This window comes from Micromonospora sp. NPDC048999, from assembly GCF_040649295.1.
Classification (GTDB): Bacteria; Actinomycetota; Actinomycetes; order Mycobacteriales; family Micromonosporaceae; genus Micromonospora.
The window spans coordinates 789216-814811 of record NZ_JBEZFI010000001.1; the positions used below are offsets into that span (position 1 = coordinate 789216).

Genomic DNA, 25596 nt, shown 5'->3' on the forward strand with positions numbered 1-25596 from the left:
CGGTGACGGACGGAGGCGATCATGACGGCAGAACCCCCCTCGACGCCGGTCGACGAGCCCGCCGGCGCAACGTCGGAGCAGTACGAGTCGATCCTGCTGGACGAGCCGACCACGGCCGACCTTCGGGCCAAGGTGACCGAGGCCTGGCGGGACTTCGCGAAGGCGCTGGCCGACCGGCTGCGCGTCCTGCCCGCCGGCGCGCACCTGGAGTTGACCCTCGACCCCACCGCCTCCGGCACCGGCGACGCCGTCTATTCGATCGGCGCCGATGTCGTCGAGGTGGGCCGGCTGTCGGCGCGGGCGGTCGGCAACGCCATGCTGCCCCCGGGCTACCGGCTGGACCGGGCCGCGGTGGCCGACATGATCGCGCTCGGCTGGTCCCCGCCCGGGGTGGTGGAGGGTTCCGGCGACCAGTTCGGCCTGGACTGCACGGTCGCGGAGGCGAGCCGGCTGGCGGCCGTGCTGTCCCGGACCCTCCGGGATGTCTACGGCGCTCCCCACCCCGCCTTCCTGGTCTACCTCGCGCAGGATGCCGAAGGTGAGCCGCTGCCGGTGGAACCGCTGGGCACCGCCCGCAGCGAGTTCGGCCCGGACCGGGACGTGTCGGCCGAGCTGGACGAGGCGCTGGCCGTTGCCGCACGCGGCAACGCTGGCGACGACGACGTGCTCGCGTTGGCGGAACGGGTGCGTACCGTCGTCTCCACCATGCTCAGGGCCAAGTCGGACCAGCTGCAGGTCGACTCGGACGGCGACATCAACATCCGCGCCGGCTCGGCGATGGTCTTCGTCCGGGTACGCGACAATCCGCCCCTGGTTGACGTCTTCTCCCCGGTGCTCACCGAGATCGAGCCGACCGAGCGCCTCTACGTGAAGCTCTCCGAGTTGACCAATCGGATGCCGATCGGCCGCCTCTACTGCGCGGACGACACGGTCTGGGCCTCGATCCCGGTCTTCGGCCGTAACTTCCAGCCCTCTCACCTGATGCTCGCCGTGCAGGTGATGACCGGTCTGGCCGACGAACTGGACGACCGGCTGCACGGCGAGTTCGGCGGTAAGCGCTTCTTCGGCGATGACCAGTCCTCCCGCGCCCAACCGGACCACCGCACCGGCATGTACCTCTGACACCCACCCAACCGGCGCCCGGGCCGCGTCGGGGAATCAGTGGAGGTCGAGGAGGGTCTTGCCGACCGTGGTACGGGACTCGATGGCGGCGTGCGCGTCGGCGGCCTTCTCCAGCGGGAAGCGTTGTCCGATCAACGGCCGGAGCCGCCCGGCAGCCGCCTCGGCGAGTGCCTGTTCGGTGAACGCCCGCAGCTGCGCCGGTGCGGCGGACGGCCGGAGCAGGGTGATTCCGCGCGCCGCCGCGAGTTCGGCGGACAGGTCCGCCCAGGTGCCGCTGGCCAGCCCGAAACTGAGCATTCGTCCACTCGCGCCGAGCAGGTCGAACGCGTCGCGGGCGACCTGCCCGCCCACCCCGTCGAAGACCACGTCCACCCCGCCGGTGGCCGCGCGCACCCGGTCGGTCCAGTCCGGCTGCCGGTAGTCCACCACCGGGTCGAGGCCGCGCTCGCGCAGTAGCGCCACCTTCCGCGTACCTCCGGCGGCCGCGACGACCTGGGCGCCGACCGCCGCCGCGAGCTGTGTCAGCAGGGTGCCGACCCCGCCCGCCGCCGCCTCGACCAGAACCCGGTCGCCGGGACGCAGCCCGGCCGCGCGTACCAGCATGGTGGCGGTACGACCGTCGGCGAGCATTGCGACCGCCTCGTCCAGCGGCAGCCCCGCCGGGACCTCGATCGGTGCGCCGCGGTCGACGACCACCCGCTCGGCGTACCCGCCCGAGCCACCGGTACCGCTCACCACCCGGCGCCCGACCAGCTCCGGCTCGACGTCCGCGCCGACGGCGCTGATCACGCCGCCCACCCCGTTGCCGGGGATCAACGGCGGCGCGGTCGGGAATGGCCCGAAGCCGGTGGCCCGGAACATGGTCTCCACGAAGGTGAGGTTGGCGTGCGCCACCTCGATCAGCACCTGCCCGGGCCCGGGAGCCGGATCGGGCGCTGGCCCCGGCAGCAGCACCTCCGGACCTCCGAATTCCCGTAACCACACAGCGCGCACGTGTCCCCCTTCCGACGACCGGCCTCCAGCCAACAACCTCAACCCGAGTTGAGGTCAACCGCCGCGGGCAGGAAGCCCGACTCGCGCCGGAGGAGGGAGGTGTCCGTCAGGTCAGGGGCAGCCAGCCGAGGGTGCGGGCGGTGGCCGGATCGGTGACCCGCAGCCCCGCCTCCGACACGATCCAGAGCTCCCCACCGACCAGCAGGGACCGGAGTGCCGGGTCGTTCCCGTGGTTGACGGTGCCCACCTCGGTGATGCTTCCGCCGTTGACGGTGAGCAGCCGGATCGCGCCGCTGTCCAGCGGCAGCGCCAGCAGCCCGGTCGTCGGGTCGAACAGGAAGGCGTGCGGGTCGTACTCGACCGTCGACATGCTCTCGGGCAGGTGGTAGCGGGCCAGCCGGGCGGGGCGGGCCGGGTCGTGGACGTCGAAGAGGGAGACCTGCAGGCCCAGTGCCCGGCCCCGGCCGTCGGCCTCCTGCCCGACCCCGAGCAGCCGACCCTCGGAAACCGGGTGCAGGTAGGACGACCAGCCGCTGATCTTCAGCTCGCCGGTGACCCGGGGCGCGGCCGGGTCGGTCAGGTCCAGCGCGTACAACGGGTCGGTCTGCCGGAAGGTGACCACGTAGCCGGTCCCGCCGAGGAAACGTACCGAGTAGATCCGCTCGCCCCGGCCCAGGCCGGTGACCACACCCGTCTCGGCCAGCCGGTCGTCTTGCCGGGTGAGCACGTGAACGGCCGACTCGCTGGTCGTACCCCGAGTGGTCTCCCGGGTCGTGGCCACCCGTAGGTGCCCCTGCCACTCGGAGAGGGCGTACTGGTTGACGGGTGTGCCGGGGACGCTGCCCGTGGCGACGTAGCGGGGGTGCCCGGGACCGCCGGTGTCGAACTGGTAGATCTCGGTCCACACCGCCTCGGGCCGCCACGGCCGATCCCACCGGCGCGGTCCGGGTCCGGCCTCGCCGGCCAGATAGAGGCTGCCCGACGTGCCGTACACGAGGTCGGCGTCGGAGGCGATGCTGACCGGGTCGCCGTCGCCGAGCCGGCCGGTGGCGAGATCGAAGGTGAGCACGGTCAGCAGGGCCGTGCCGGTGGAACTGGCCGGCCGGCTCAGCCGGTCGCAGCCGACCCGGCCGACGTGCCGCACGCCGTCGGCGGTCCACTCGTACCGGGGCAGCCAGGCGTCCAGGCCGGCCTTCGCGATCACCGCGCGGTTGGCCGCGGTCCGCTCGGCGTCGGTGGCCCGCTCGTCGTACCGGAAGGAGAGCAGCGGCTCCGAGCGGACGACGACCCGGGCGGTCGACCCGGTCAGCCGCGCGTCGAGCAGACCGCCCTCGATCCGGTACGTCCCGATGATCCTCGGCGGCCCGACCAAATCGACCAGGAGCAGCCGGGGCCGGGTGTCCTCCCCGGGCCCGGCCGGCACGTGGCCCCCTCGCAGCACGGGGGACCGAACCAGCACCAGCGCCCGGTCGCCGTGCAGCAGCAACTCGCCGTCGGGCCACCACCGGTCCCGGCCCGCCCCGGCGAGGTCGAGCCGGCCGCTCTCCCGCCGGGTCGCCGGATCCACCACCCGCAGCACCCCACGGGTGACTGTGACGATCCGCCGTCCGTCGGTCTTCACCAGGTCCGGCTCGTCGGCGCCCGACTCGTGGTTGTTCGTGCCGGAGTAGGCCGGTGCCGCGGCGTCCTCCCGGCCCGTGACGGCGGCGCCCCCCGCCGGCACGGCGCCGAAGTCGACGGCGCGCCGCCAGCCCTGCCCGAAGCCCCACGGGCCGACGACGGCGGTGGCGGCTGCCCGCAGCCCGGCCAGCGCCTCGGCACACGAGTCGTACGAGATCAGCCGGAGTGCGGCGGGTGGCGGCGGCACGGGCGCGTTCGGCACGGGCGCGTTCGGCGCGGACATTGCCGGCGCGACGGAGCTGCCGCCCAGCAGGGCCAGGGCGAGCAGGCCGGCCGCCCCGGCGACGGTGGTTACGGGTCGCATGTCCGTTTCGACGCGGGCCGGCCCGGCCCGGTTCCCGGTCGCGAGCACCGCCCGCGGCACCCGGCCGGGGCCGCCGCCCGGGCAGCTCAGACCGGCTGGGCAGGTCAGGGGGTCAGGGACCGGCTGGGCGGTTCAGGGGCCGGACGGGCCGACGCCGGGGGATTCGACCAGCCGGGAGAGGACAATGGTGCTGCGGGACGAGGTGACGAAGGACTCGGCCCGGAGCCGCTCCAGCGCCTCCTCGAGGTGGGAGATGTCGGCGGCCCGCAGGTGCACCAGCGCGTCCGCCTCCCCGGAGACGGTGTACGCGCCGACCACCTCGGGGTGCCGGCGTACGGCGACCCCGATCTGCGCCGGGGTGGTCCGGCCGGCGCAGAAGAGCTCGACGAAGGCCTCGGTGGTCCAGCCGACGGCGGCCGGGTCGACGATCGCGGTGAATCCCCGGATGACCCCAGACGATCGAAGCCGGTCGACGCGTCTTTTGACCGCGGGGGCGGAGAGTGACACCCGCGTGCCGATGTCCGCGTACGAAACACGGGCGTCTGCCACGAGCAATGCAATGATTCGCTGGTCAATCGCGTCTATCTGCAACGTTCCGCCTCTGGCAAGCAATGGTTGTGGCTGTTACCAAAGTTGTACCGTACCTACTCTTGGTGATCGTGAACCAGCAGCGAGTCCCGCGAAAGCGGACATATCTCATGTGCTCCCCCGACCACTTCACGGTCGAGTACGCCATCAATCCGTGGATGGACGTGACCGCGCCGGTCGACGCGGAGCTGGCGGTCAAGCAGTGGGACCGCCTGCGGGAGACCCTCGTCGGCCTCGGCCACGAGGTGCACCTGCTCACCCCCGAGCGGGGCCTGCCGGACATGGTCTTCGCGGCCAACGGCGCCTTCGTGGTGGACGGCACGGTCTACGGCGCCCAGTTCAAGTACGAACAGCGGACCGCCGAGGCCGCCGCGCACCGCGCCTTCTACGAGGAGAACGACTGGCGGTTCGTCGCGCCGAGCGTGATCAACGAAGGCGAGGGCGACTTCGCGTACCTGCCGGACGCGCACGGCGGCCTGATCCTCGCCGGCTACGGCTTCCGCACCGAGCTGGCGGCGCACGCCGAGGCGCAGGAGGCGCTCGGCCGCCCCGTGGTCTCGCTGCGTCTGGTGGACCCGCGCTTCTACCACCTGGACGTGGCGCTCGCATCGATCGACGACGAGAACGTCGTCTACTACCCGGGCGCCTTCTCGGCGGCCAGCCAGAAGATCCTCGCCCAGCTCTTCCCGAACGCGGTGATCGCCGACGACGAGGACGCCCTGACCTTCGGCCTGAACCTGGTCAGCGACGGGCTCAACGTCGTGCTGAACACCGAGGCGACCCGGCTGGCCGGCAAGCTCAAGGCGGTCGGGTACAACCCGGTTCCGGTCGAGCTGGCCGAGCTGAAAAAGGGCGGCGGCAGCGTGAAGTGCTGCATCGCCGAGCTGCGGCACTGACGGGTATCCCGTGCCGAGCACGCCGCGTGGGCGGCCTTCTCACAAAGGAGGCCGCCCCGTGCGGTGTACGGACGGGGTCAGCCCAGCGTGGCCAACTCGGAGACCACGACGTTCGACAGCAGCCGGCCGTCGCGCTGGACCCGGCGTAGGTACCACTTCTGCTGCGGGGTACGCGGCTGGTTGAACTGCCAGGGCCCGCGCGGGCTGTCGATCTGGCCGATCTTGCCGAGCGCCAGGTTGACCAGCTGCGGGGTCGGGTTCGCCCCGACCAGCCGGATCGCCTTGTCCAACACCTGCGCGGCATCGTACGAGGCCATCGCGTAGGTGGTCGGAGTGGCGTTGTGCGTCTTCCGGTACGCCGAGGCGAACACCCGGTTGGCGCTGTTGTTGAGGTCGGCCGAGTAGTTCAGGGCGGTGTGGATGCCGTACTTCTCGATCCGCGTCCGCAGCTCACCGCCCTCACCGTCGTCGAGCTGGCTCAGCACGGAGCCCTCGGTGAGGAAGCCGGGCGCGTAGATCGGGCCCCGGTAGCCCTCGTCGTAGAGCTGCTTGATGAAGCTCGTCGCGGCCGCGCCGGTGTAGTGGCAGAAGACCGCCTGCGGCCTGCGAGGCAGTGCCTTGCGGATGGCGCTGGAGTATGCGCCCTTGCCCGGGTTGGACAGGTCGGGAGTGTAGACAAAATCGTTGACCCGGCGGCCGCTCTGCTCGTAGCCCCGCCGGAAGCCCTCGATGATGTCCCGGCTGCTCGTGGTCTTCGGAGCGAAGACGGTGATCCGGCTGGACGTGTCCTTGAGCGTCTGACGCAGGTACTGGCCGATCGCCTCGCCCGGCTCGCTGAGCACGTACGACGTGCGCCAGATGTAGACGACGCTCTGCAGGCTGATCGGGGAGGCGTTGGAGCCGACCAGCGGCACCCGGGCCTGCTCGACGGCGTCCCGGATGCCGAACATGACGGTGGGGCTGACCACGCCGGTGAGCGCGAGCACGCCCTCCTTGAGCAGTTTGTCGACGGCCGCCTGGCCGGTCTTGGCGCTGTCGCCCTCCTCGGCCGTCACCAGGGTCACCGGGTGTCCGCCGAGTTGCTGGTCGTTGAGGCTGAGGAAGAGCTGGAACCCGTTGGCGATCTCTTCGCCGATGGCCTTGTTCGGGCCGCTGCCCGGCACGATGAGCCCGATCTTGACCAGGCTGCCGGGCGCGTCGCCCTCGGAGTCGGAGCCGCAGCCCGCCGCCAGCCCGGTGGCACCCAACGCGGCCAGCAGTTGAAGAGCCCGCCTGCGGTTCATCTGCGACACCGACTTCCTTCCCGGAAAGGGCTGACAGGGCGCACGCCCCTCCGGCGTTCTACCTGCTTGGCGAACGTGCGTCAATGGCCGGAAGATCATCGTGCAGGAACCGCAACGCATCGACCACCCGGGGCCAAGCCGCCGAGTCGGGGGCAATAAGGCCGAAGTGCTCGCATTCGGGCAGCTCAATCAGGGTGGCGGGGGTGCCGGCGGCTTGGGCGGCGGCAACCCAGGAGCGGCTCATCGAAACCGGCACCTGGCGATCGAGGGCACCATGAATAACCACTGTCCGTGCCCGAATCGCCACCGAAGCGGATGGGTCGGCGGTCGCGTACCGCTCGGGGACCTCGGCCGGGCCGCCGCCGAGCAGCGCGGCGACCGCGCCCCCGTCCAGGTCCAGCCGGTACGCCTCGGCGAGGTCCGCGACCGGCGCCAGCGCGAGCACGCCGCCGACCGTGGCCGGGGCGTTCGCGGCCACGTGCAGCGCCAGGTGCCCACCGGCGGAGTGCCCGACCAGGATCGGCGGCGCCGGTGCCACCAGCCCGGGGAGCGCGGCGGCGGCCAGCCCGGGGAGCGCGGCGACCCCGGCCAGCACGTCGGTGAGGGTGTTCGGCCATCCCCCGCCGGGCTGGCCGGTGCGCCGGTACTCGACCTGGGCGACCGGATGACCGAGCGCCGCCAGCGCGGCGGCCATCGGGCCGGTGTGGGTGCGGTCGTACTCGGCGCGCCAGAAGCCGCCGTGCACCACGATCACCAACCGTCGGGCCGGACCACCGCCGGCCGGTCGGCGCAGGTCGGCAAGCTGCTCCGGATGGTCACCGTAGGCGACCGTGACGTCCGGCGGTGGGGCCGGTCGGGTCAGGACGGCGCGCGGGTCTGTGGACATGGCGGCGACGGTAGCGCGCCCGGCCGGGTGGTTCGGGCCCCGGAGCCGGTCCCGACTCGTGCGACGGGCGGCGGCTGGGTAAAGATGGGTGCCATGACCGAAGCGCACTCCGCCGGACACAACGACGAACACGACAACGACGGCATCCCCGGCACGGTGGTGGTGGTCGGGCCGGATGGTCGACCGGTCGGCACGATGCAGACCGAGGAGGGGCAGGGCGAGGACCCGACCCGCCTGGTGGAGCAGCCGGCCAAGGTGATGCGGATCGGCAGCATGATCAAGCAGCTGCTGGAGGAGGTCAAGGCGGCCCCCCTCGACGACGCCAGCCGGCACCGGATGCGAGAGATCCACGAGCGGTCGATCGTCGAGCTGAAGGAGGGCCTCGCCCCCGAGCTGCGCGAGGAGCTGGAACGGATCTCGCTGCCCTTCGCGGAGGACAAGGCACCCAGCGAGAGCGAGCTGCGGATCGCCCACGCCCAGTTGGTCGGCTGGCTGGAGGGGCTGTTCCACGGCATCCAGGCCGCCCTGGTCGCCCAGCAGATGGCCGCCCGGGTGCAGCTCGAGCAGATGCGCTCCGGCCGGGCCGCGCTGCCCAGCGGCCCCGGCGGGATAGCCCCCGGCATGCCGGGCATGCCGCCGACCAACGAGGGACACGCCCCGGGCCAGTACCTCTGACGGCCCGGGCTCAGCCCACCCCGAAGACCTGCTCCAGGTACGCCGCCACGCCGTCCTCGGCGTTCGACCCGGTCACCTCGTCGGCGATCTCCAGCACGGCCGGGTGAGCGTTGGCGACCGCCACCGCCCGCCCGGCCCAGGCCAGCATCGGCACATCGTTCGGCATGTCTCCGAACGCCAGCACCTCCCGCTCGTCGATCCCGAACCGGGCGGCGTACCAGGCCAGGCCCGCCGCCTTGGTCACGCCCGAGGCGGAGATCTCCACCAGCCCGCTGTACGACGAGTGGGTCGCCTCGGCCAGCCCCGCCAGCGCCCCGGCCACCACCCGTACGAACACGTCCGGGTCCTGCTCGCCGGCCCGGGCCAGCAGCTTCACCGCCGGGACGGCCAGCAGCTCCTCCGGCGACTCGATGGCCCGGATCGCGTCGGTGTCGGCGTCCCAGCGCAGTGGGTAGTGCGCCTCGTGCCGCATCTGCCGGCTGTTCACGATCTCCACCGCGAAGCTGATCCCGGGCACCTGGGCGCGTAGCCGCCGGGCCACCTCGGCGAGCAGTTCGGGAGCGAGCGGGTCGGCGCGGAGCACCTCGTCAGCGCCCGGGTCGTACACCACCGCCCCGTTGGCGCAGATAGCCGGCAGCGGCTCGGCGAGCTGGTCGTACACGAGTTGGAGCCAGCGGATGGGACGGCCGGTGACCAGCACGACCGGCGTGCCCGCCGCGGCGATCCGGGCCAGCACCCCGGCGGTGCGCGGGCTGATCGTCCGGTCGTCGCGGAGCAGCGTGCCGTCGATGTCGGTGGCGACCAGCCGAGGTGCCTCTCCCATCACCGGGAGAGTAGTCGATCCAGGTAGATCGCTACTCCGTCGTCGTCGTTGCGCAGGGTGATCTCGTCGGCCGCCGCGCGGACCTCCGGGTGGGCGTTGGCGACCGCCACCCGGGACCAGCCGGCCCAGCCGAACATCGGCAGGTCGTTGGGCTGGTCCCCGAAGACCAGGACCTCCGCGGGGTCGACGCCGAGCCGCTCGGCCACCACGCTCAGCCCGGTGGACTTGTCCACCCCCGGCGGGCAGATCTCGATGAAGCCGAGCCCGGCCTGGGTGAGCGTGGCCAGCGCCGGCGGGACGATCTGGCGAGCCACCGCCAGCAGCTCGTCCACGTGGTGGTCGGCGGTCCGGGCGAACGCCTTGATCACGTCGCCGGAGAGGCATTCCGCGCGGGTGCGCGCCTCGAACCGGTCCTGGTACGGCCAGCTCGCGTGGAAGTCGCCCCAGAGCGGCGCGTCGTGCTCGTCGGACGCCTCCACCATCACGGTCAGCGGGCCGACGGCGGCTTCCAGGTCGACGAGCAGCCCGGCGAGCACCTCGCCGGAGAGCCGCTCGTCGCGCAGCACCAGCGGCCCCTCGGGGTCGCTCTGGTCGACCACCCGTCCCCCGCCGGCCATCACCAGGAAGTCGGCGGCGCGGATGTCGTTGCGGGTCAGTTCGGTCAGGCGCGGTCCGCGGCCGGTCGCGCCGACCACCGGGATCCCCGCGGCCCGCACCCGGTCAAGCACCTGGTGGGTGTACGCCGAGACGGTCTCGTCGCTGCGGACGAGCGTGCCGTCGAGGTCGGTGGCGATCAGCTTGGGCAGCCCCGGGCGGGTCATGGTTCCTCCTTCGCCCGCCGCCGTCGCGTCAGCCGTCAGGTCGTCGGTGCCTCGGCCCACGACCGGCGGGCAGCAACCGTATCTCGCGGAACGGGTCGCAACCATGGCTTTTTGGCGAATCGGACACCAACCCGTGGCGGCTGTTCGGTGTCCCGCCGCGCCCAGCTCAGCGTGGCGCTTCGGGACGGGCGAACGGCATGGTGGGCTCGACCGTCAGGCCGGCCGGCGCGGGCGGCCGGTAGTCCTCGTCCGAACGGGGTCGGCCCCGTCCCGCCCGGCCGTGGTCCGGTGACGCCGTTGCGGCCTCGCCGTCCGGATCGAGTTGCGCGCCGGTTGCTCGTCCGGACAGGTAGAGGCCGGCCGCGAGCAGCACGGTGGCCACGAAGGCGGTGACCAGTCCGCGTCCGTGGTCGACCCGGAAACCGTCCTCCGGCCCGTAGATGAAGAGGCGCTGCTCCGAGGCGCCCAGCGACAGGGCGGTGGCGGTCAGCACGGCGAGCATCGCGGCGGCGAGGCCGAGACCGGCCACCCGGGCGTTCTGCCGCGCCGGGCCGGTGCCGCGCAGGGCGAGCGCGACCGCGCAGGTCAGGCCGAGTAGCCCCACCAGGTAGGCGACGCCGAAGCCGCCCACCTCCGCCACCCCGCTCGGCGTCCGGAGGGTGGTGTTTCCCTCCGGACCGTTGTTCGGGATCGTCATGACCGCCCACTCGCCGATCAGCGAGGCGACGGCGGCCACCGCGCCGAGGCCGGCCAGCACCGGCGGCAGCCGGCGGTCCCGCGCCAGCCCGGCCAGCGAACGGCCGACCCGGCCGGGCGGCGCGGATTCGACGTCACCCCACTCCACGACGGTCATGCCGGCTGACCGGTCGTCCTGTCCAGGGATGGGAAGATCGGACATCGGCCACCCTTCCGCGTCGGCGGGCCTGCGTCGAATCATGACACAGGCGGCCCCGGCGACCGGTCCGCCCGGCTCGCCGCTGCTCGGTGTTTTTCGGCCGGGTTTCGGTTAGCGTCGGAGACATGCCTATCCGTACCGCTTCCGCACATTGGCAGGGCGACCTCGCCGGGGGTGCCGGCACGGTCCGCACCGGCAAGGGCGGCCTGACCGGCAACTACTCATTCAAGTCGCGCTTCGAGGAGGGTGAGGGGACCAATCCCGAGGAGCTGATCGGCGCCGCGCACGCCGGCTGCTTCTCGATGGCCTTCTCCAAGCAGCTCGCCGACGCGGGCGCGACCGACATCTCGGTGGAGACCACCGCCAAGGTGCACTTCGACAAGACCGACGCGGGCATGACCGTGACCCGGATCGACCTGGAGACCGTCGGTCAGGTTCCGGGCATGGACGCGGCCCAGTTCACCAAGCTGGCCGAGGTGGCCAAGGAGAACTGCCCGATCTCGCGGCTGCTCTCCCCGGGCGCCCAGATCACCCTGGCCGCCCGCCTCGCCTGATCCGGCACGGCGCGGCACGGAAGGAGTGTCCCATCCGGAACTCCGGTGGCCACTCCTTCCGTGAACGTGCGCCGGTACGGGCGGATGGTCGGGTGGTGGGTCGGGGAGGATGGGCGGCGTGGCCGTGGAAATGAGTCGGGAGCGGTTCGAGGAACTCGTCGGCGAGGCGCTCGACGAGGTGCCCGAGGAGCTGCTCGGGCTGATGAGCAATGTGGTCATCCTGGTCGAGGACGATCCGCCCCCGGGCGAGAGCCTGCTCGGGCTCTATGAGGGGCACGCCCTCACCGAGCGGGGCTGGAACTACTCCGGCGTCCTGCCGGACCGGATCCTCATCTACCGTCGCCCGATCCTGCGGATCTGCGACACGGAGGAGGACGTCGTCGACGAGGTCGCGGTGACCGTGGTGCACGAGATCGCCCACCACTTCGGCATCGACGACGAGCGGCTGCACGCCCTCGGCTGGGGCTGACCGCGCTGCGGGCGTCCGTCCGGTCGCTTGCAGCGTCAGCTCAACTCGCCGGCGCGCAGCCGGGCCAGCCAGGCCGCCGCGTCGGCGTAGTCGGCGTCGGAGAGACCGGCCGGAGCGGGGACCGGCCGGTCACTCGCCGCCGGGCTCCAGCGGTGTCGGGGGTACGACCCGAGGAAGCGCACGCCCGCGCAGATCCGACGCAGCCCCTGTAGCGCCTCACCGAGCCGGGCATCGGCCACATGCCCGGTGCAGTCGAGAAAGAACACGTACCGGCCGAGCGCCTCGCCCGTCGGGCGGGACTCGATCCGGCTCATGTTCACCCCGCGTACGGCCAGTTCCATCAGCACCGACAGCAGCGCGCCGACCCGGTCGTGGGCGATGTAGACCGCCAGCGACGTGACGTCGTCACCGGTGGGCGGCGGGGGTGGGCCGGGGCGGGACACCAGCGCGAACCGGGTCACCGCGTCCGGATGATCGGCGATCTTGTCGGCGAGCACGGCCAGTCGGTGTCGGGTCGTGCCGATCGGGGCGCAGATGGCGGCGTCGTACTCGCCCCGCGCCGCGCCCGCCGCGGCGGCGCCGTTGGACAGGACGTCGACCACGACCGCGTCGGGCAGATGGTCGCGCAACCAGCCCCGGCACTGGGTGGAGGCCTGCGGGTGCGCGGCCACGCTCCGCACCTCGGCCAGGGAGCTGCCCGAACGGGCCGCCAACACGAACTCCACCGGCAGGATCACCTCTCGGGTGATCACCAGCGGTTCGCCCTCGGCCAGCTCGTCGAGGGTCACCCCGACCGCGCCGCCGATCGAGTTCTCCAGCGGCACCAGGGCCGCGTCCGCCTCTCCGGCCCGTACGACGTCCAGCGCCTCGCCGACGCTGCGGGCCGGCGACCGGCTGCCTCGCTCGGCGGCGGGGACGGTACGCAGTGCCTGCTCGGCGAAGGTGCCCTCGGGGCCAAGGTAGACGAAGCGGGTCGGCGGTGTTCCGGGCATGACGACCAGCCTACGCACCGGGGACGCCGTCACAGGCCAGAGTCCGGATGCCCGGTGGGCCGGCGGCGCGTACCTCGGCGGAGCAGACGTCGGTCCCGGCGGTCACCAGCTCCAGGGCGCCCGGCTCCGTCCGGGTGACCACCTGGAGTTCCTCGCGCCCGGTCATCGCCAGCACGGTGTACTGCCAGCCCTCCGCGCAGAGCGGCCCTTTGCGGACCGTGACCCGGACGTTCTCGGGGAGCACCCGTCCGGCGCGCAGCACCGCGATCACCCGATCGCCGGACGGGCCGGATCCGCACGGCGCGGCGCTCGGGGCGGTGGTGGGGCTACGGGTCGGGGCGGCCACCGTGGCCGGGGAGGTCGGCGTCGCGGTCGGCACGGCCGTGGCGGTGGCCGTGGCCGAGGTGGTGGCGGCTGGTGGGGCCGGCCGCCGTAGCTCCGGTGGCGTGCCGCAGCCGGCGAGCGCCAGCAGTGCGACCAGTGCCGCCGGAACGGACCGCGGGGCGCGCGGCGTCACCGGACGGCTCGGCCTCCGCCGGTCGGTGGGCCTGGGTGGGGTGGCTGGCACGGGTCCGATCCTCGGGAATCGAGGGGCATCATTGTGGCCGGTTTGGCCGAGCCAATCGTAGGAGGATCATCCGGCCGGGTGAAGGCCACCTGTGCGCCCGGTGCCCGGCCCGCTCCGGCGCGCTGGGCCGCCGCACCGGGGCCGGCTCCGGCATCGCCGGCGTGGCGCGGGTCAGACCTTGGAGAAAAAGGTGAGGGAGCCGGCCACCTTGCCGTCGGCGAGCACCGGGGTGGAGATGGCGTCGACGGTGGTGCCGCCATCGGTGCCGGCCCCCTGCATTCGGAGCAGGCCGCGGGCCAGCCGCCCGGAGTGCAGGGCGAGCAGCGGCGGGATCCTGTCGGTGTCCTGCTCGGTCAGCTCGCTCGGCACGGCGGTGAAGTCGACCAGGCGCAGGCCGCCCTCCAGCAGTGGCCGCCCGATCACGGCCTCCGGCGTGCCGAGGCTGAGCAGCTCGCAGCCGGACGCGGAAATCGCGACGACGGTCGTGCCGGCGTCGATCAGCAGGCACGGCTCGGCGGCCCGGCGGACCATGCCGGACCACTGCCCGACGTTGTCGAACGCCTGCTCGGTCGGTGTCCCGGCTGCGGGCGCGAAGACTTCCGAGAGCGACAGTTCGACGTGGGCCACCGCGCCTCCTATGTACACCGACGGTCCGTCCACGCTAGCCGGTCGCACGGCGGCCGCGCGACCGCGCTGGACCACCGGGCCGCCGGTGCTGCTCGGGGCGCCTCAGCGCCGGCGGGGGCGTGGGACAGGTGTCGGTGCGACGGGTGCCCGTGTCGGGGCGGCCGGCGACGGCGCGGACCGACGGAACCACCGGAGGCGGCGCCGCGGACCACGTGGCGTCGCCGCAGACGTTACCGGCGGGCGGCCCGCTTGTCAGGGGCCGTTCGGCCCTCGTCATACCACCGGTAGTCGGCCGCTGGACGGTACGTGCCGTTGAACCAGGTGGATGGGGCCTGGGCGACCCGGGAGAGCTTCTCGGCGGTGGCCGGGCTGATCCGGTTGCCGCCCGCCACGAGGAGCCGGTCCAGCTCTCGGTGGGTGGCCATTAGGCAGTCCTTCGGCAGGCCGTACACGCTGATGACCCCCGAGCCGACGAAGGTCAGCACCGGACTCACCGGGATCGGCAGGCCGACCGCCTCGGAGAGGGCCTTGCTGGCCCGCTTGGCGTCCCGACGCGCCTCGGTCACATAGGGCGGACGCTTCCCGTTGATCTGCACCACGTCGCCGGCGACGAGCACCCGGGCGCGGCCGTGGTCAACGACGGTGACCGCGAAGAGCCCGCTCGGCCCGATGGCGAGGAAGCCCGCCCGTTCGGTCTGGCCGCGGTCGAGCAGGACGTCCGAGACATCCGTCCGGGGCCACTCGATGACGTGCCAGGCGGGACCGAGGTGGTCGAGTTGGCCGAGCGCCCGGGCGCCGGCCGCCTCCAACCGGCGGGCGCCCCGGTCGGCCCGGCGGCGGCGGGCCCACTCCAGCGGAGTCGGTCGGGCCGGTTCGAGCGCCGAGGTGGGCTCGACCCGGGGATGAGGCGTCGAGACCGGTGACAGGGCCCGGGTCGGCGCGCCTCGGCGTGCGGGAAAGACAGTCATCGCGACCTCCGGCAAAAGGTCTCTCGAAGTTATGTCTCCACTACCCTACGTTGCGCACCCGGGTGGTCGGCAAGTTGGATCGCCGGAATGAGTGCGGATGAATGCCATATTCATTCACACTTCTTTTCCCGGATGGTGCGGACGTCGTCCTACGCTGCGAAGGTGACCCACTATGTGGACAGCGAGGTCGCCCGACTCGGCACGGTGCTGCTGCACCGCCCCGGGCCGGAACTGGCCCGCCTCACCCCACGCAACAACGACGCCTTGCTCTTTGACGCTATCCCATGGGTGGGACGGGCGCAGGAGGAGCATGACGCGTTCGCCGACGCCCTGCGCAGCCGGGGGGTGGAGGTGCTCTATCTGGCCACCCTGCTGGCCGAGACGCTCGCCGTGCCGGACGCCCGGGCCGAGCTGACCGAGCTCGTGCTGCGCTCGCCCCGGCTGGGCGACACGCTGCGCCGGCGGGTCGCCGACCACCTCACGTACCTCGACCCGGCCGCCCTGGCCGACGTGTTCATCGCCGGCCTCGCGCACGAGGAGCTACGGGTCGGCCGGGACCGGCCGGGCGGCCTGGTCTGGGCCCTGATGGATCGCCACGACTTCGTCGTCGACCCGTTGCCCAACCTGCTGTTCACCCGGGACTCCTCGGTCTGGATCTCCGACCGGGTCGCGGTGACCAGCCTGGCCATGCCGGCCCGGCGGCGCGAGAGCACGCTGACCGACGCCATCTACCGCCACCACCCGCGCTTCGCCGGCACGGAGTTCGTCTACCAGCCGGAACTGGAGCACCTGGAGGGCGGTGACGTGCTGCTGCTCGCGCCCGGGGTGCTCGCCGTCGGGGTGGGCGAGCGAACCACACCGGCCGGGGCGGAACGGCTCGCCCGGCAGGTCTTCGCCGCCGGCCTGTCGCACACCATCCTGGTGGTGCCGATCGCCCAGGAGCGGGCCACCATGCACCTGGACACCGTCTGCACCATGGTCGACGTGGACGCCGTACTGATGTATCCCAACATCGCCAGCGAACTGTCGGCGTACACGGTCATCGCCGGGGTGGACGGCGACGAGCCGCGCGTCGACGGCCCGGCGCCGTTCCTGCGCGCCGCCGCCGACGCGATGGACCTGGACCAGCTTCGGGTGATCGACACCGGCCTCGACCCGGTCACCGCCGAACGGGAGCAGTGGGACGACGGCAACAACACCCTCGCCCTCGCGCCCCGGCTGTGCGTGGGCTACGAACGGAACGTGGAGACCAACGCGCAGCTGGAACGGGCCGGTATCGAGGTGATCGCCATCGCCGGCTCGGAGCTGGGCTCCGGTCGGGGCGGGCCGCGCTGCATGTCCTGCCCACTGGTCCGCGAACCGCTACGCGGGTAAGGAGGGGCCCGTAAAGAAGGGGCCCCTCCTTACCCCTCAGCGCAGGGTGAGTTGGCGGCCGAGGAGACCCTGTCGGGCCCGGCGCCCGGCCGCGTCGAGCGGCTCCTGCTCCTCCAGCGCCTCCGCGTACCGCTTGGCGAACTCGGCGACCGGCTCCTCCCAGTCGGCGGCCGGAACGTCCTCAGGCAGGTCCCAGACCGGCACCAGCCGACCGTGCGCCCGGAACATGCCGGCGAAGCGGGTGTTGTCGCCGAGGGACAGCGTGCCGGCTGCGCTCAGCCGTGACAGCGCGTCGAGCGCCGCGTCCTCGTCGTCCGGCAGCGCCCAGCGCACGTGCGCCTTCTCCGGCACCTGGCACCAGTACGCGGCCCGCGCCGCCGCCAGCTTCGCGGTCGGGTAGACCGCCGCATTGGCCCGCTCCAGCGACGCCTGCACAGACGGGTCGTCGGTCGCGCCCGGGTCGAGCCAGAACTCGAACCCGTCGTGCATGCTGATCTCCAGCGGGCCGTCAACCAGGATGTCCTGGAGGCGGGGGCCCGGGCCGGGCAGCGGCGGCACCGACACCTGGCCGCCCGGCTCGGTACGCAGCGCGCAGAGCAGCGCGTCGGCCAGGTCCCGGGAGACGTCGCCGGACTGCTGGTGCCGCTGCAGGCCGATGAAGACCCGCCCGTCCGGCTTGGTCATCGCCGGGGCGGCCATCGGCAGCACGGTGGCCAGGGTGACCGGCCGGTCGCCGTACTCCTCGACCAGTTCGGGGGTCAGCTGCAGTGGCGCGGTGGCGGCCGGAACCAGCTCGCGCAGCGCGATCCACTCCGGCTCGTCGACCAGCCCCTCGAACGGTCGGGGCACGAAGACGTCGCGCACCTTCTCCCGCTTCGGGGCAGCTTCCACGGCTGCCCGCTGATTCTTTCGACGCTTACTCATGCAGCCGCCTCGCTTCGCTCGCTGCCCTTGCTCACGGCGACACAGCCTAGATGCCGGGCCGGGGTCCCCGTGGGCAGGACCCGTCTCTCGGCTCCGCTCAGCCGGCCACCAGCACGTCCGGCCGCGGCGAGCCGACCGGGTCGAACTCGGCCCAGACGCGCTGACCGAGGCCGTCGCGCTCGACACCCCAGCGGCTGGACAGGCCGGCGACGATGTGCAGGCCGCGTCCGTCGACCGATCCCGGGGCCGGTCGACGGAGCAGCGGGCCCGCGGCGGAACCGCCGTCGGTGACCCGGAGTTGAATGCTCTGCCCGCCGGCCGTCGGGCGTAGCCGCCAGGCGACCCGGACCACTCCGCCGGGCAGCGGGTCGGCGTGGCGTACGGCGTTGCCCACCAGCTCGGCGAGGACCGCGACCAGGTCGGCCAGCAGGGCCGGAGGCACGATGTCGACCAGTTCGTCGGCGAGCCGGTGCCGGGCCTGGCGCGCGCCGGTCGCGTGATGCGGTACCACCACACACCATGATCGCTCGACCGAACCCGTCGACACGTCGTTCCCTTCCACCCGGTGCCCTGGTCAACCCCGTGGCAGCCGCACCTCTGCGACCGTACCCCCACCGACCCTCGGTCGAAGGGATACCCATCCGTTCTGCTGTTCAACGATCTGGCGGACGAGATAGAGACCCAGTCCGGCCCCCGGATAGCGTCGGCGGTCGCCGGATTCGCCCTGCCAGAACCGGTCGAACGCCCGTTCCACGTGCTCCGGTCGGATGCCGATGCCCCGGTCGGCGACCCGGAAGGACACCGTCCGCTCGTTCGCCTCGGCGGTGACCTCGATGGAGGTGCCGGGCAGCGAGTACTTTCCGGCGTTGGTGCTCAGCTCGGTGAGCACGGTGGCCAGGCCGTGGCGGTCGCCGAGTGCCTTGGGCAGGTTGGCCGGCAGGTCGAGGACGATCCGGTGCCGGACGTCGGCCGGCAGGTCGAGGACCGCCGCCCGCAGCGCGTCGGCGAGGTCGAAGGGGGCGGCCGGTTCCCCGCGCGGGGTTTCCGTGGCGGCGGTGAGCAGCCGATCGACCAGCCGGGCCAGCTCATTGGCCCGCTGCCCGATGATCCGGGCGGCGTGCCGCCGGTCGTCGTCGTCGAGCGACTCCCAGTGGTCGGTGAGGGTGTCCGCGTACCCCTTGATCACGGTGACCGGGGTACGCAGCTCGTGGCTGGTCACCGCGACGAAGAGGTCCCGGTCGTGGTCGCGGCGCTGCTGGTCCGTGATGTCCCGGAAGGTGACCACCTGTAGCGCGTTCGGGCCGGGCAGCTCCGCGGAGGTGATCCGCAGCCAGCGGCCGTCCGGCAACCGGTGGTCGAGCACCTCCCCGGACGGCGGAAGCGGAAACGGGAACGGGCGGTTCAGCGCCTCGGCGGGCGGGCGGCCGGTCACCTGCGCGGCGGCCGGGTTCCACAGTCGTACGTGGTGCCTGCGGTCCACCACCGCGAGGCCGTCGGTGAGCGCCGCCACCACCGGGCCGTCGCCGTGCACCGGCAGGCCGGTCTGGTCGCCGTACAGGTGGGCGATGCAGGCCGCGACGTACGCGATGACGGCTCGCTGGGAGTCGTCGAGCGGGTCGTCGTCGGGGTAGAGCGCGTGCAGGCTGCCCACGGTGACGCCGCCGATCTCGGCCCGTGCCACGATCATCCGGCGCAGCCCCCGGCCGGCCAGCTCGTCGGCGAGCGCGCCCGGGACGGCGTCCACGCGGATCTCGCGGACGACCGGACCGGAGAGAAGGCAGACGGTGGCCGGGTCGGCTGGCGGCAGCGGACGGCCGACGATGAACTCGGCGCTGCCGGTCGCCACGATCACCCGGCCCCCGGCGGCGGCGAACTCGACGAACACCAGGCCGGCCGCGCCCACGGCGGGCTCAACCACCCGGAGCAGGCGGGTGAGTACGGGCAGCCCGGAGTCCCCGGAGTTGATCATCGCGAACACGCCGGTGTGGCCGGCGACGAGGGCCCGATAGTCGGTTCGCTCCGGCATGCCCCGAGTCTGCCCCGCCGACCGGTCGAGGGATACCCCCCGCTCGGGGCGGGGCCGACCGCCGGACGGATCGAGGCGGCTCAACGGCCCAGCCGGGCCAACGCCCGCGCGGGCCGGTCGGTGATCACGCCGTCCACCTCGGCGGCCAGCACCAGCTCCAGATCCTCCGGCTCGTTCACCGTCCAGACGTAGACCTGGTTACCGGCGGCCCGCAGCGTGGGCACGAGCTGCGGCCGGGCCCGGAGCAGGGCGACCCCCGGCCCGGCGATCCGGGTGCCGAACGGCAGCCGGCCCAGCCGCAGCCAGCGCGGCAGCACCTCCAACAGCAGCACCGTGGGCAGGCCGGGTGCCAGGTCGCGGACCCGGCGTACGGCGAGCGGGGAGAAGGACATCACGGTGACCTGGACCGGATCGTCCGGGCGGGGTTCGGCGAGGCCGTGCCGGCGCAGCATGGTGACCAGGCGGCGTTCCACGTCCCCGCCGTACCGGGTGGGGTGCTTGGTCTCGATCAGCAGCCGGACCGGCCGGCGGGCGGCCAGCACGGCGTCGAGCAGCCGTTCCAGGGTGAGCAGCCGGGTGTGCGACTCGTCGAGCGGTAGGTCGCCCTCGGCCGTCACCCCACCGGGGTGCCACGAGCCGAAGTCCAGCGTCTCCAACTCGGCGAGGGTACGCGCGCTGACCAGCCCGTGACCGTTGCTGGTCCGGTCCAGCCGGCGATCGTGTACGCACACCAGGTGCCCGTCCCGGGTCAGCCGGACGTCGCACTCCAGCCCGTCGGCGCCCTCGTCGAGCGCCCGCAGGTATGCGGCCAGGGTGTGCTCGGGCAGGTCGTACGACGAGCCGCGGTGCGCGAAGACCAGGGGCGGGGTCATGTCGCTCGTCGCGCCTCAGACGACCCGGCCCGGCTGCCCGTCGTCGGTGACCACCGGGTGGCCGGCGGTGGCCCAGTCGCCCATTCCGCCCTCGACGTTGCGCACCTGGTCCCAGCCGTTGCGCAGCAGGTACGCGACGACCTGTGCGGACCGGCCGCCGGAGCGACAGATCACGGCCACCTCGCGGTCGTCGGGCACCTCGGACAGGCGGCCGGGCAGCTCGGTCATCGGCAGGTGGTGGGCGGCCGGCGCGTGGCCGGCGGCCCACTCGTCGTCCTCCCGGACGTCGAGCAGGTAGATGTCGTCGGGCACTGCCGACGCGGGAACGCTGGGTACATGGGGTCCGAACACGGCTACCAAGCCTAGACCGGCCGGCCGGTCACAGCCGGTTGACCCAGCGAGGATTGGCCTCGACCCACTCGGGCACCCGAGTGGCTCGCAGGGCGTCGAAGAGCCCCCCGCCGCCGTTGTCCAGCACCACGTACGAGATCTCGTCGATGATCTGCGGATACGAGGGGACCTGCACGCCGCGCAGCGCGTCCGGCGGCAGCCCGCGGAACGCGAAGAGCAGGTCGTCCAGCGACTTGCCGTTGGTGTCCACGGTCAGCGCGCTGCCGACCGCCCGGAGCACCCGGTCGAGCTTGACCGGGTCGTCGCGTAGGTGCGTCTGGCCGGCCTTGTCGAGCACCGCGCGGAGCATCTGCTGCTGGTGGCGCTGCCGGTCGTAGTCGCCGTCGGGCAGGCCGTAGCGCTGGCGGACGTAGTCCAGGGCCCGGGCGCCGTCCATCTGTTGGCAGCCGGTGTTGAACAGGGTCTTGGTGTGGACCGACCGGACCTCGGTGTCGACGCACATCTGGATGCCGCCGAGCAGGTCGATGACGTCCTTGAAGCCGGAGAAGTCGAGCAGGGCGGCGCCGTCGAAGCGGATCCCGGTGAGCCGGCTCAGGGTGGCCGAGAGCAGCCGGGCCCCGGCCTCACCCCCGCCGCCGTGATCAAGCGCCGCGTTGATCTTGTCTTGGCCGCCGTCGTAGCCGGGCGCCGGCGGGATGGTGACCAGCAGGTCGCGCGGAATTGAGATCAGGTACGCCTGTCGCATCCCGGCCGGCACGTGCACGATCAGGATGCTGTCGGAGCGCTGGTCGTCGGGGTTTGCGCCGGCCCGGTGGTCCGAGCCGATCAGCAGGTAGTTGAGCGCGCGGGACAGGTCGGTCTTCGGCTTCCGGGCAGCCGGGTCGAGCAGGTTCTGCTTCGCCACCGTACGGTCGTACCGGTGGCTGAACCAGTGCAGCCCCGCCAGCCCGAGCGTGGCGAGCAGGATCAGGGCGAGCCCGCCGCCGAGCAGGAACCGGGTCCAGCGGGCGGGTCGGCCCCGCCCGCTTCTGTTCCGTGCTCGCCTGAACGTGGCGTTCCTCCCCGTAGCCTGACGTGAGGCCTCCTCACGTCAGGCTACGGTCCGGTCACCCCGGCGGTGGTTGTTTCGTCGCGACCACCGCCGGGTCACGTTCACTTTCTGGTGGAGAGGACCTCCGGGTTCGCGACCACGAAGTCGGCGAGGGCGTCGTTCTTGACCGCCTTGAACATCTGCATGCTCAGCTCGTTGAGCGCCTCTCGTGAGCCGTCGGAGTTGGGGCTGTAGGTGCCGCCGTTGGTCCGCAGGGTGACCAGTTCGTTGCCGGTGACGCCCTTGAGCGTGAAGAGGAAGTCCTCGATCGGCACGCCGCCGGTGTCCAGGATGAAGGCCTTGCCGGCCGCCTTGATCAGCTCGTTCAGCTTGATCGGGTTGGTCAGCGTGCCGCCCTCGGTGGCCTTCTTCGCCATCGCCTTGATCAGTTGCTGCTGGTTCTGCTGGCGGTCGTAGTCGCTGTTCGGCAGGCCGTAGCGCTGGCGGGCGAAGTCGAGCGCCTGCCAGCCCGCCATCTCCTGGCAGCCCTTCTTGTACACCACCGGCTTCATCGCCTTGCCGGTCTTCTTGGCGTCCGCGTTCCACATCGGCTTACCGTCAACCAGCTTCATGTGGTACGAGGTGACCTCGTGGCTCACGCAGATGCGGACGGTGCCGAGCGCGTTGACGACATGCTTGAAACCACCGAAGTTGATGATTGCGGCGCCGTCGAAGCTGATCCCGGTCATCTGCTTGATGGTATTGGCCATCAGCTGGGCGCCGCCCTCCCAGCCGCCACCGTTCTGCGCTCCGAAGAAGAAGGCCGCATTGATCTTGTCGACACCGCCCCGATAACCGCTCTTCTCAAAAGCCGGGATGTGCGCCTCGGTGTCCCGGGGAATCGAGATCAGGTACGCCTGGTCGTGGCTGGCCGGGATGTGCAGGATGATGATCGTGTCCGAGCGGGCGTCGTCGACGGCCCAGCGTTCCCGGGCATCCACGCCGAGCAGCAGCATGTCGATCGGGCCTTCGAGGTTCTTGCCGCCCTCGGCCTCGGTCTTGCCCGCCACGCCGAGCAGATTGCCCCGGTCGATGGTGCTGGTGGCCTCTCCGATCAGCGCCTTGGCGCCGACGATCGCGGTGCCGCTGGTCAACATCAGCACCGCGCCGAAGATCAGCGTGAGTCGGGCCCACAGTGGGTCCTTGCGCTTGGTTCGCTTCTTTCCTCCGCCGGGGCCGCGCCCGCCGGGGCCGCGCCCGCCGGGGCCGCGCCCGCCGGGGTCGGGCCGAGGCGGAATGGTCGGAGGCACCCGCCCGGGCGCTCCGGGCTCCATTGACGAAGGGCGACGGCTGGTTTGAACCGGCATGCGTGCTCCAGCTCGATGATCGGGGGCGGGACCACTTTACGGATCCCGCTCCGGTCTGGCGACCTCGTCTGTCGAATATTCCCGCAGATCTCCGTACTCGTGCCGATATTGTGGCCGAACGGCTAAATGTAAGGGGCCGGTCGGCGGTTGGCTCGCGAGGCGAACCTTGACCGCCGACCGGCCGAGTGCCGTCAGGCGTCAGTTGCCGTTGTTGTCGCCCTGCTGGTTCGCCGCCACCCACTCGGCCATCTTGTCCGCGATGATGGCCTGGTACATCGCCAGCGCCTTCTCCCGGTCGGAGAGCACCACCGACTGCCCGTCGATGTCCTGCCCGCCGAGGTTGGGGCTGGTCATGAAGGTCAGATTGTCGCCGCGCAGGTTTCGGAACTGCAGTGCCAGGTCCGTCAGGGAGAATTCCTGGTCGACCTTGACCGCCTTGGTGACCGCCTTGAGGAAATCGTTCAGCTTCTTGGGGTTGGTCAATGTGCCGCCGCTGGCCGCCTTGTCCATCAGCGCCTTGAGGAATTCCTGCTGGTGGCGCATGCGGGCGAAGTCGCCCGTGGGGAACTGCTTGCGCTGCCGCACCCAGTCCAGGGCCTCGGTGCCGTTCATGTGCTGCACACCCTTGGTGAACTTCCGGTACGGCTTGTGGATCGAGGTGATCGTCCGGTCCACCTTCAGGTCGACGCCGCCGAGCGCGTCGGTGACCTCCTTGAAGCCGCCGAAGTCGATTGCCACGACGTGGTCGATCCGGACGTCGGTGAAGCACTCCACGGTCCTGACCGCGAGCGGCAGGCCACCCCACGCGAAAGACGCGTTGATCTTGTTGCGCGAGCCGGAGTCGCAGGAGGCGCCGGCGTTCGCCGGAATCGGCACGTACAGGTCACGCGGGATGGAGACCAGGTAGGCCTTCTTGTGGTCGGCCTGGATGTGCATGAGCATCAGCGTGTCCGCCCGCCACTCGCCGGCCCGGTCCATCTGGGCGTCCGGGTCCCGGGAGTCGCTGCCGACCAGCAGGATGTTGAGCGCGCCGTTGACCTTCTTGACCGGCCGTCCGCCGGTGATCTGCGAGAAGGGGTCGGTCCGGGCCAGATCCTCGTTGAGGTTGCGGGCGTAGAACCAGGCGCCCGCACCGCCGAGCAACGCGAGCACCAGCACCGCCGCGCCGGCCACCAGGGCGATCCGCCCCCAGCGCGGACGCGGACCACGGCGTCCAGGGTCGCCGCCGGGCCTGCTCGGCCCACCGGGCCCACCGGGCCCGCCGGGGCCGGCCGGTCCGCCCGGGCGCGGTCCCTCGTCGTACGAGGGGGACCGCCGGGCGTCGGTGACGCGGGCGCGCCCGGCGGCGCCCCGATCGGGGCCGGGGACCTGGGCGCGGCCCGCGCTCCGACTCAGGTACGCGAGCGGAAGGCCGGCAGAGGTGGTCGCTGACATGTAACCGAGGGTAGGTCGGTTGAACCAGTCCCGTCCTCAGGCGGGCCGGGTGTCAGCGTCCTCCCGGGCGAAAGTCAGTACCCCAGCCGCCCGCGGAAGTAGTCAATCGTGCGTCGCAGGCCGTCTTCGGGCGTCACGGTGGGTTCGTATCCCAACAGTTCGCGGGCGAGCGTGAGGTCGGGGCGACGCATCTCCGGGTCGTCCGCAGCCCGGGTGATGTAGCTCACCTCGGACGCGCTGCCGGTCAGGGAAACGATCGTCTCGGCCAGTTGCCGCATCGACATCTCGTGCTCGGTGCCGCAGTTGATCGGGCCGGTCTCGGTCGAGTCGAGCAGCAGCAGGATGCCCCGCACCAGGTCGTCGACGTAGCAGATCGACCGGGTCTGGTTGCCGGTGCCGTGCACCGTGATCGGCTCGCCGCGCAGCGCCTGGGAGATGAAGGTCGGGATGGCCCGGCCGTCGTCCGGCCGCATCCGCGGGCCGTACGTGTTGAAGATCCGGACGATCGCGGTGTCGGTGCCCCGGCTGCGGTGGTAGGCCATGGTGGCCGCCTCCGAGAAGCGCTTCGCCTCGTCGTAGACGCTCCGGATGCCGATCGGGTTGACGTTGCCCCAGTACGTCTCGCGCTGCGGGTGCTCCTTCGGGTCGCCGTACGCCTCGGAGGTGGAGGCCATCAGGAACCGGGCGCCGTCGGCGGTGGCCCGCTCAAGCAGGTGCAGGGTGGCGACCGAGCCGACCCGCAGGATCTCCACCGGCAGCTTCTCGAAGTCGGTGGGGCTGGCCGGGGAGGCCATGTGCAGGATCGCGTCGAACCGCTCGGCCATGGCCGGGTGGTCGGCCGGCAGCCCCTCGGCGATGTCCGCCTCGATCAGCGTGAAGGTCGGCTTCGCCAGCAGGTGAGCGACGTTGTCCTTGGAGCCGGTAACGAAGTTGTCCAGCACCACGACCGTGCAGCCACGCTCGACGAGCCGGTCGACCAGGTGTGACGGCACGAAGCCGGCGCCGCCGGTGACGAGGACGCGGTGGCCGGATCCGAATCGGGAAGCAACCTTCATGCGGGCCAGCCTACTCAGG

General features: G+C 72.2%; 27 protein-coding genes. 6 read left to right on the forward strand and 21 right to left on the reverse strand.

The genetic code is table 11. The features are described from left to right. The first annotated feature begins 21 nt into the window (after positions 1 to 21). Positions 22 to 1122 carry a hypothetical protein gene (locus tag AB0C02_RS03810; RefSeq protein WP_357540745.1) on the forward strand — a complete coding sequence of 367 codons (1101 nt, stop codon included), beginning with the start codon at positions 22 to 24 and terminating at the stop codon, positions 1120 to 1122. Between the two features lie 36 nt (positions 1123 to 1158). Here AB0C02_RS03810 and AB0C02_RS03815 read toward each other — a convergent pair whose 3' ends face one another. The 3 genes from AB0C02_RS03815 to AB0C02_RS03825 form a co-directional block, all read right to left on the reverse strand. Next, positions 1159 to 2076, reverse strand: a complete 918-nt coding sequence (locus AB0C02_RS03815) for a zinc-binding dehydrogenase (RefSeq protein ID WP_357540747.1) — start codon at positions 2074 to 2076, stop codon at positions 1159 to 1161. A gap of 145 nt (positions 2077 to 2221) precedes the next feature. After that, on the reverse strand, positions 2222 to 4099 hold the full coding sequence (locus tag AB0C02_RS03820; RefSeq protein WP_357540749.1) for a beta-propeller domain-containing protein: 1878 nt from the start codon (positions 4097 to 4099) through the stop codon (positions 2222 to 2224). Positions 4100 to 4231: 132 nt separating this feature from the next. Next, positions 4232 to 4690, reverse strand: a complete 459-nt coding sequence (locus AB0C02_RS03825) for an Lrp/AsnC family transcriptional regulator (protein WP_357540751.1) — start codon at positions 4688 to 4690, stop codon at positions 4232 to 4234. 59 nt (positions 4691 to 4749) lie between these two features. On the opposite strand from AB0C02_RS03825, the gene ddaH reads away from it, so the two are divergent. After that, positions 4750 to 5583 carry a dimethylargininase gene (gene ddaH, locus AB0C02_RS03830; protein ID WP_357540753.1) on the forward strand — a complete coding sequence of 278 codons (834 nt, stop codon included), beginning with the start codon at positions 4750 to 4752 and terminating at the stop codon, positions 5581 to 5583. Between the two features lie 77 nt (positions 5584 to 5660). On the opposite strand, the gene AB0C02_RS03835 is transcribed toward ddaH, so the two are convergent. Both AB0C02_RS03835 and AB0C02_RS03840 read right to left on the reverse strand, forming a co-directional pair. Further along, positions 5661 to 6875 (reverse strand): ABC transporter substrate-binding protein, encoded by a 1215-nt coding sequence (locus tag AB0C02_RS03835; RefSeq protein WP_357540755.1) that lies wholly within the window; start codon positions 6873 to 6875, stop codon positions 5661 to 5663. Between the two features lie 49 nt (positions 6876 to 6924). Next, the gene (locus AB0C02_RS03840) at positions 6925 to 7752 is read right to left on the reverse strand and encodes an alpha/beta hydrolase (RefSeq protein ID WP_357540757.1); all 828 of its coding nucleotides are present in this window, start codon (positions 7750 to 7752) and stop codon (positions 6925 to 6927) included. Positions 7753 to 7836: 84 nt separating this feature from the next. Here AB0C02_RS03840 and AB0C02_RS03845 point away from each other — a divergent pair, with 84 nt between their 5' ends. Then, complete coding sequence (locus AB0C02_RS03845; RefSeq protein ID WP_357540759.1) at positions 7837 to 8427, forward strand: bacterial proteasome activator family protein; 591 nt, start codon at positions 7837 to 7839, stop codon at positions 8425 to 8427. Between the two features lie 10 nt (positions 8428 to 8437). On the opposite strand, the gene AB0C02_RS03850 is transcribed toward AB0C02_RS03845, so the two are convergent. The 3 genes from AB0C02_RS03850 to AB0C02_RS03860 form a co-directional block, all read right to left on the reverse strand. After that, positions 8438 to 9250, reverse strand: coding sequence for an HAD family hydrolase (locus AB0C02_RS03850; RefSeq protein ID WP_357540761.1), 813 nt, complete (start codon positions 9248 to 9250; stop codon positions 8438 to 8440). Beyond that, positions 9250 to 10071, reverse strand: coding sequence for an HAD-IIB family hydrolase (locus AB0C02_RS03855; RefSeq protein WP_357540763.1), 822 nt, complete (start codon positions 10069 to 10071; stop codon positions 9250 to 9252). Before AB0C02_RS03855 ends, AB0C02_RS03850 begins: the two co-directional genes overlap by 1 nt. 166 nt (positions 10072 to 10237) lie before the next feature. Next, entirely contained in the window at positions 10238 to 10969 is a 732-nt protein-coding gene (locus tag AB0C02_RS03860) for a hypothetical protein (RefSeq protein WP_357540765.1), read from the reverse strand. A gap of 122 nt (positions 10970 to 11091) precedes the next feature. Here AB0C02_RS03860 and AB0C02_RS03865 point away from each other — a divergent pair, with 122 nt between their 5' ends. Beyond that, entirely contained in the window at positions 11092 to 11520 is a 429-nt protein-coding gene (locus tag AB0C02_RS03865) for an OsmC family protein (RefSeq protein WP_357540767.1), read from the forward strand. A 124-nt stretch (positions 11521 to 11644) separates the two neighbouring features. Beyond that, positions 11645 to 11989, forward strand: coding sequence for a metallopeptidase family protein (locus AB0C02_RS03870; protein ID WP_357541035.1), 345 nt, complete (start codon positions 11645 to 11647; stop codon positions 11987 to 11989). 35 nt (positions 11990 to 12024) lie between these two features. Here the strand turns inward: AB0C02_RS03870 and pheA are convergent, their stop codons facing one another. From pheA to AB0C02_RS03890, 4 genes are all read right to left on the reverse strand, one after another. Then, positions 12025 to 12981 (reverse strand): prephenate dehydratase, encoded by a 957-nt coding sequence (gene pheA / locus AB0C02_RS03875; RefSeq protein WP_357540769.1) that lies wholly within the window; start codon positions 12979 to 12981, stop codon positions 12025 to 12027. 10 nt (positions 12982 to 12991) lie between these two features. Next, positions 12992 to 13498, reverse strand: coding sequence for a hypothetical protein (locus AB0C02_RS03880; RefSeq protein ID WP_357540771.1), 507 nt, complete (start codon positions 13496 to 13498; stop codon positions 12992 to 12994). 222 nt (positions 13499 to 13720) lie between these two features. After that, positions 13721 to 14176 carry a hypothetical protein gene (locus AB0C02_RS03885; RefSeq protein WP_357540773.1) on the reverse strand — a complete coding sequence of 152 codons (456 nt, stop codon included), beginning with the start codon at positions 14174 to 14176 and terminating at the stop codon, positions 13721 to 13723. A gap of 230 nt (positions 14177 to 14406) precedes the next feature. Continuing rightward, complete coding sequence (locus tag AB0C02_RS03890) at positions 14407 to 15144, reverse strand: hypothetical protein (RefSeq protein ID WP_357540775.1); 738 nt, start codon at positions 15142 to 15144, stop codon at positions 14407 to 14409. A 162-nt stretch (positions 15145 to 15306) separates the two neighbouring features. Here AB0C02_RS03890 and AB0C02_RS03895 point away from each other — a divergent pair, with 162 nt between their 5' ends. Beyond that, entirely contained in the window at positions 15307 to 16518 is a 1212-nt protein-coding gene (locus tag AB0C02_RS03895; protein ID WP_357540777.1) for an arginine deiminase, read from the forward strand. 36 nt (positions 16519 to 16554) lie between these two features. Here AB0C02_RS03895 and AB0C02_RS03900 read toward each other — a convergent pair whose 3' ends face one another. From AB0C02_RS03900 to AB0C02_RS03940, 9 genes are all read right to left on the reverse strand, one after another. Continuing rightward, complete coding sequence (locus AB0C02_RS03900) at positions 16555 to 17442, reverse strand: DUF5926 family protein (RefSeq protein ID WP_357540779.1); 888 nt, start codon at positions 17440 to 17442, stop codon at positions 16555 to 16557. A 97-nt stretch (positions 17443 to 17539) separates the two neighbouring features. Then, the gene (locus tag AB0C02_RS03905) at positions 17540 to 17956 is read right to left on the reverse strand and encodes an ATP-binding protein (protein ID WP_357540781.1); all 417 of its coding nucleotides are present in this window, start codon (positions 17954 to 17956) and stop codon (positions 17540 to 17542) included. Between the two features lie 60 nt (positions 17957 to 18016). Continuing rightward, positions 18017 to 19468, reverse strand: coding sequence for an ATP-binding protein (locus AB0C02_RS03910; protein WP_357540783.1), 1452 nt, complete (start codon positions 19466 to 19468; stop codon positions 18017 to 18019). Between the two features lie 80 nt (positions 19469 to 19548). Then, the gene (locus tag AB0C02_RS03915; protein WP_357540785.1) at positions 19549 to 20340 is read right to left on the reverse strand and encodes a glycerophosphodiester phosphodiesterase family protein; all 792 of its coding nucleotides are present in this window, start codon (positions 20338 to 20340) and stop codon (positions 19549 to 19551) included. 15 nt (positions 20341 to 20355) lie between these two features. Beyond that, positions 20356 to 20691 (reverse strand): rhodanese-like domain-containing protein, encoded by a 336-nt coding sequence (locus AB0C02_RS03920; RefSeq protein WP_357540787.1) that lies wholly within the window; start codon positions 20689 to 20691, stop codon positions 20356 to 20358. A gap of 28 nt (positions 20692 to 20719) precedes the next feature. Then, positions 20720 to 21658: an LCP family protein gene (locus AB0C02_RS03925; protein WP_357541037.1), complete on the reverse strand. Its 939-nt coding sequence runs from the start codon at positions 21656 to 21658 to the stop codon at positions 20720 to 20722. 185 nt (positions 21659 to 21843) lie between these two features. Continuing rightward, positions 21844 to 23088, reverse strand: coding sequence for an LCP family protein (locus AB0C02_RS03930; RefSeq protein WP_357540789.1), 1245 nt, complete (start codon positions 23086 to 23088; stop codon positions 21844 to 21846). Positions 23089 to 23286: 198 nt separating this feature from the next. After that, entirely contained in the window at positions 23287 to 24522 is a 1236-nt protein-coding gene (locus tag AB0C02_RS03935) for an LCP family protein (protein WP_357540791.1), read from the reverse strand. 74 nt (positions 24523 to 24596) lie between these two features. Next, positions 24597 to 25577 (reverse strand): NAD-dependent epimerase/dehydratase family protein, encoded by a 981-nt coding sequence (locus AB0C02_RS03940; protein ID WP_357540793.1) that lies wholly within the window; start codon positions 25575 to 25577, stop codon positions 24597 to 24599. Positions 25578 to 25596 lie beyond the last annotated feature (19 nt).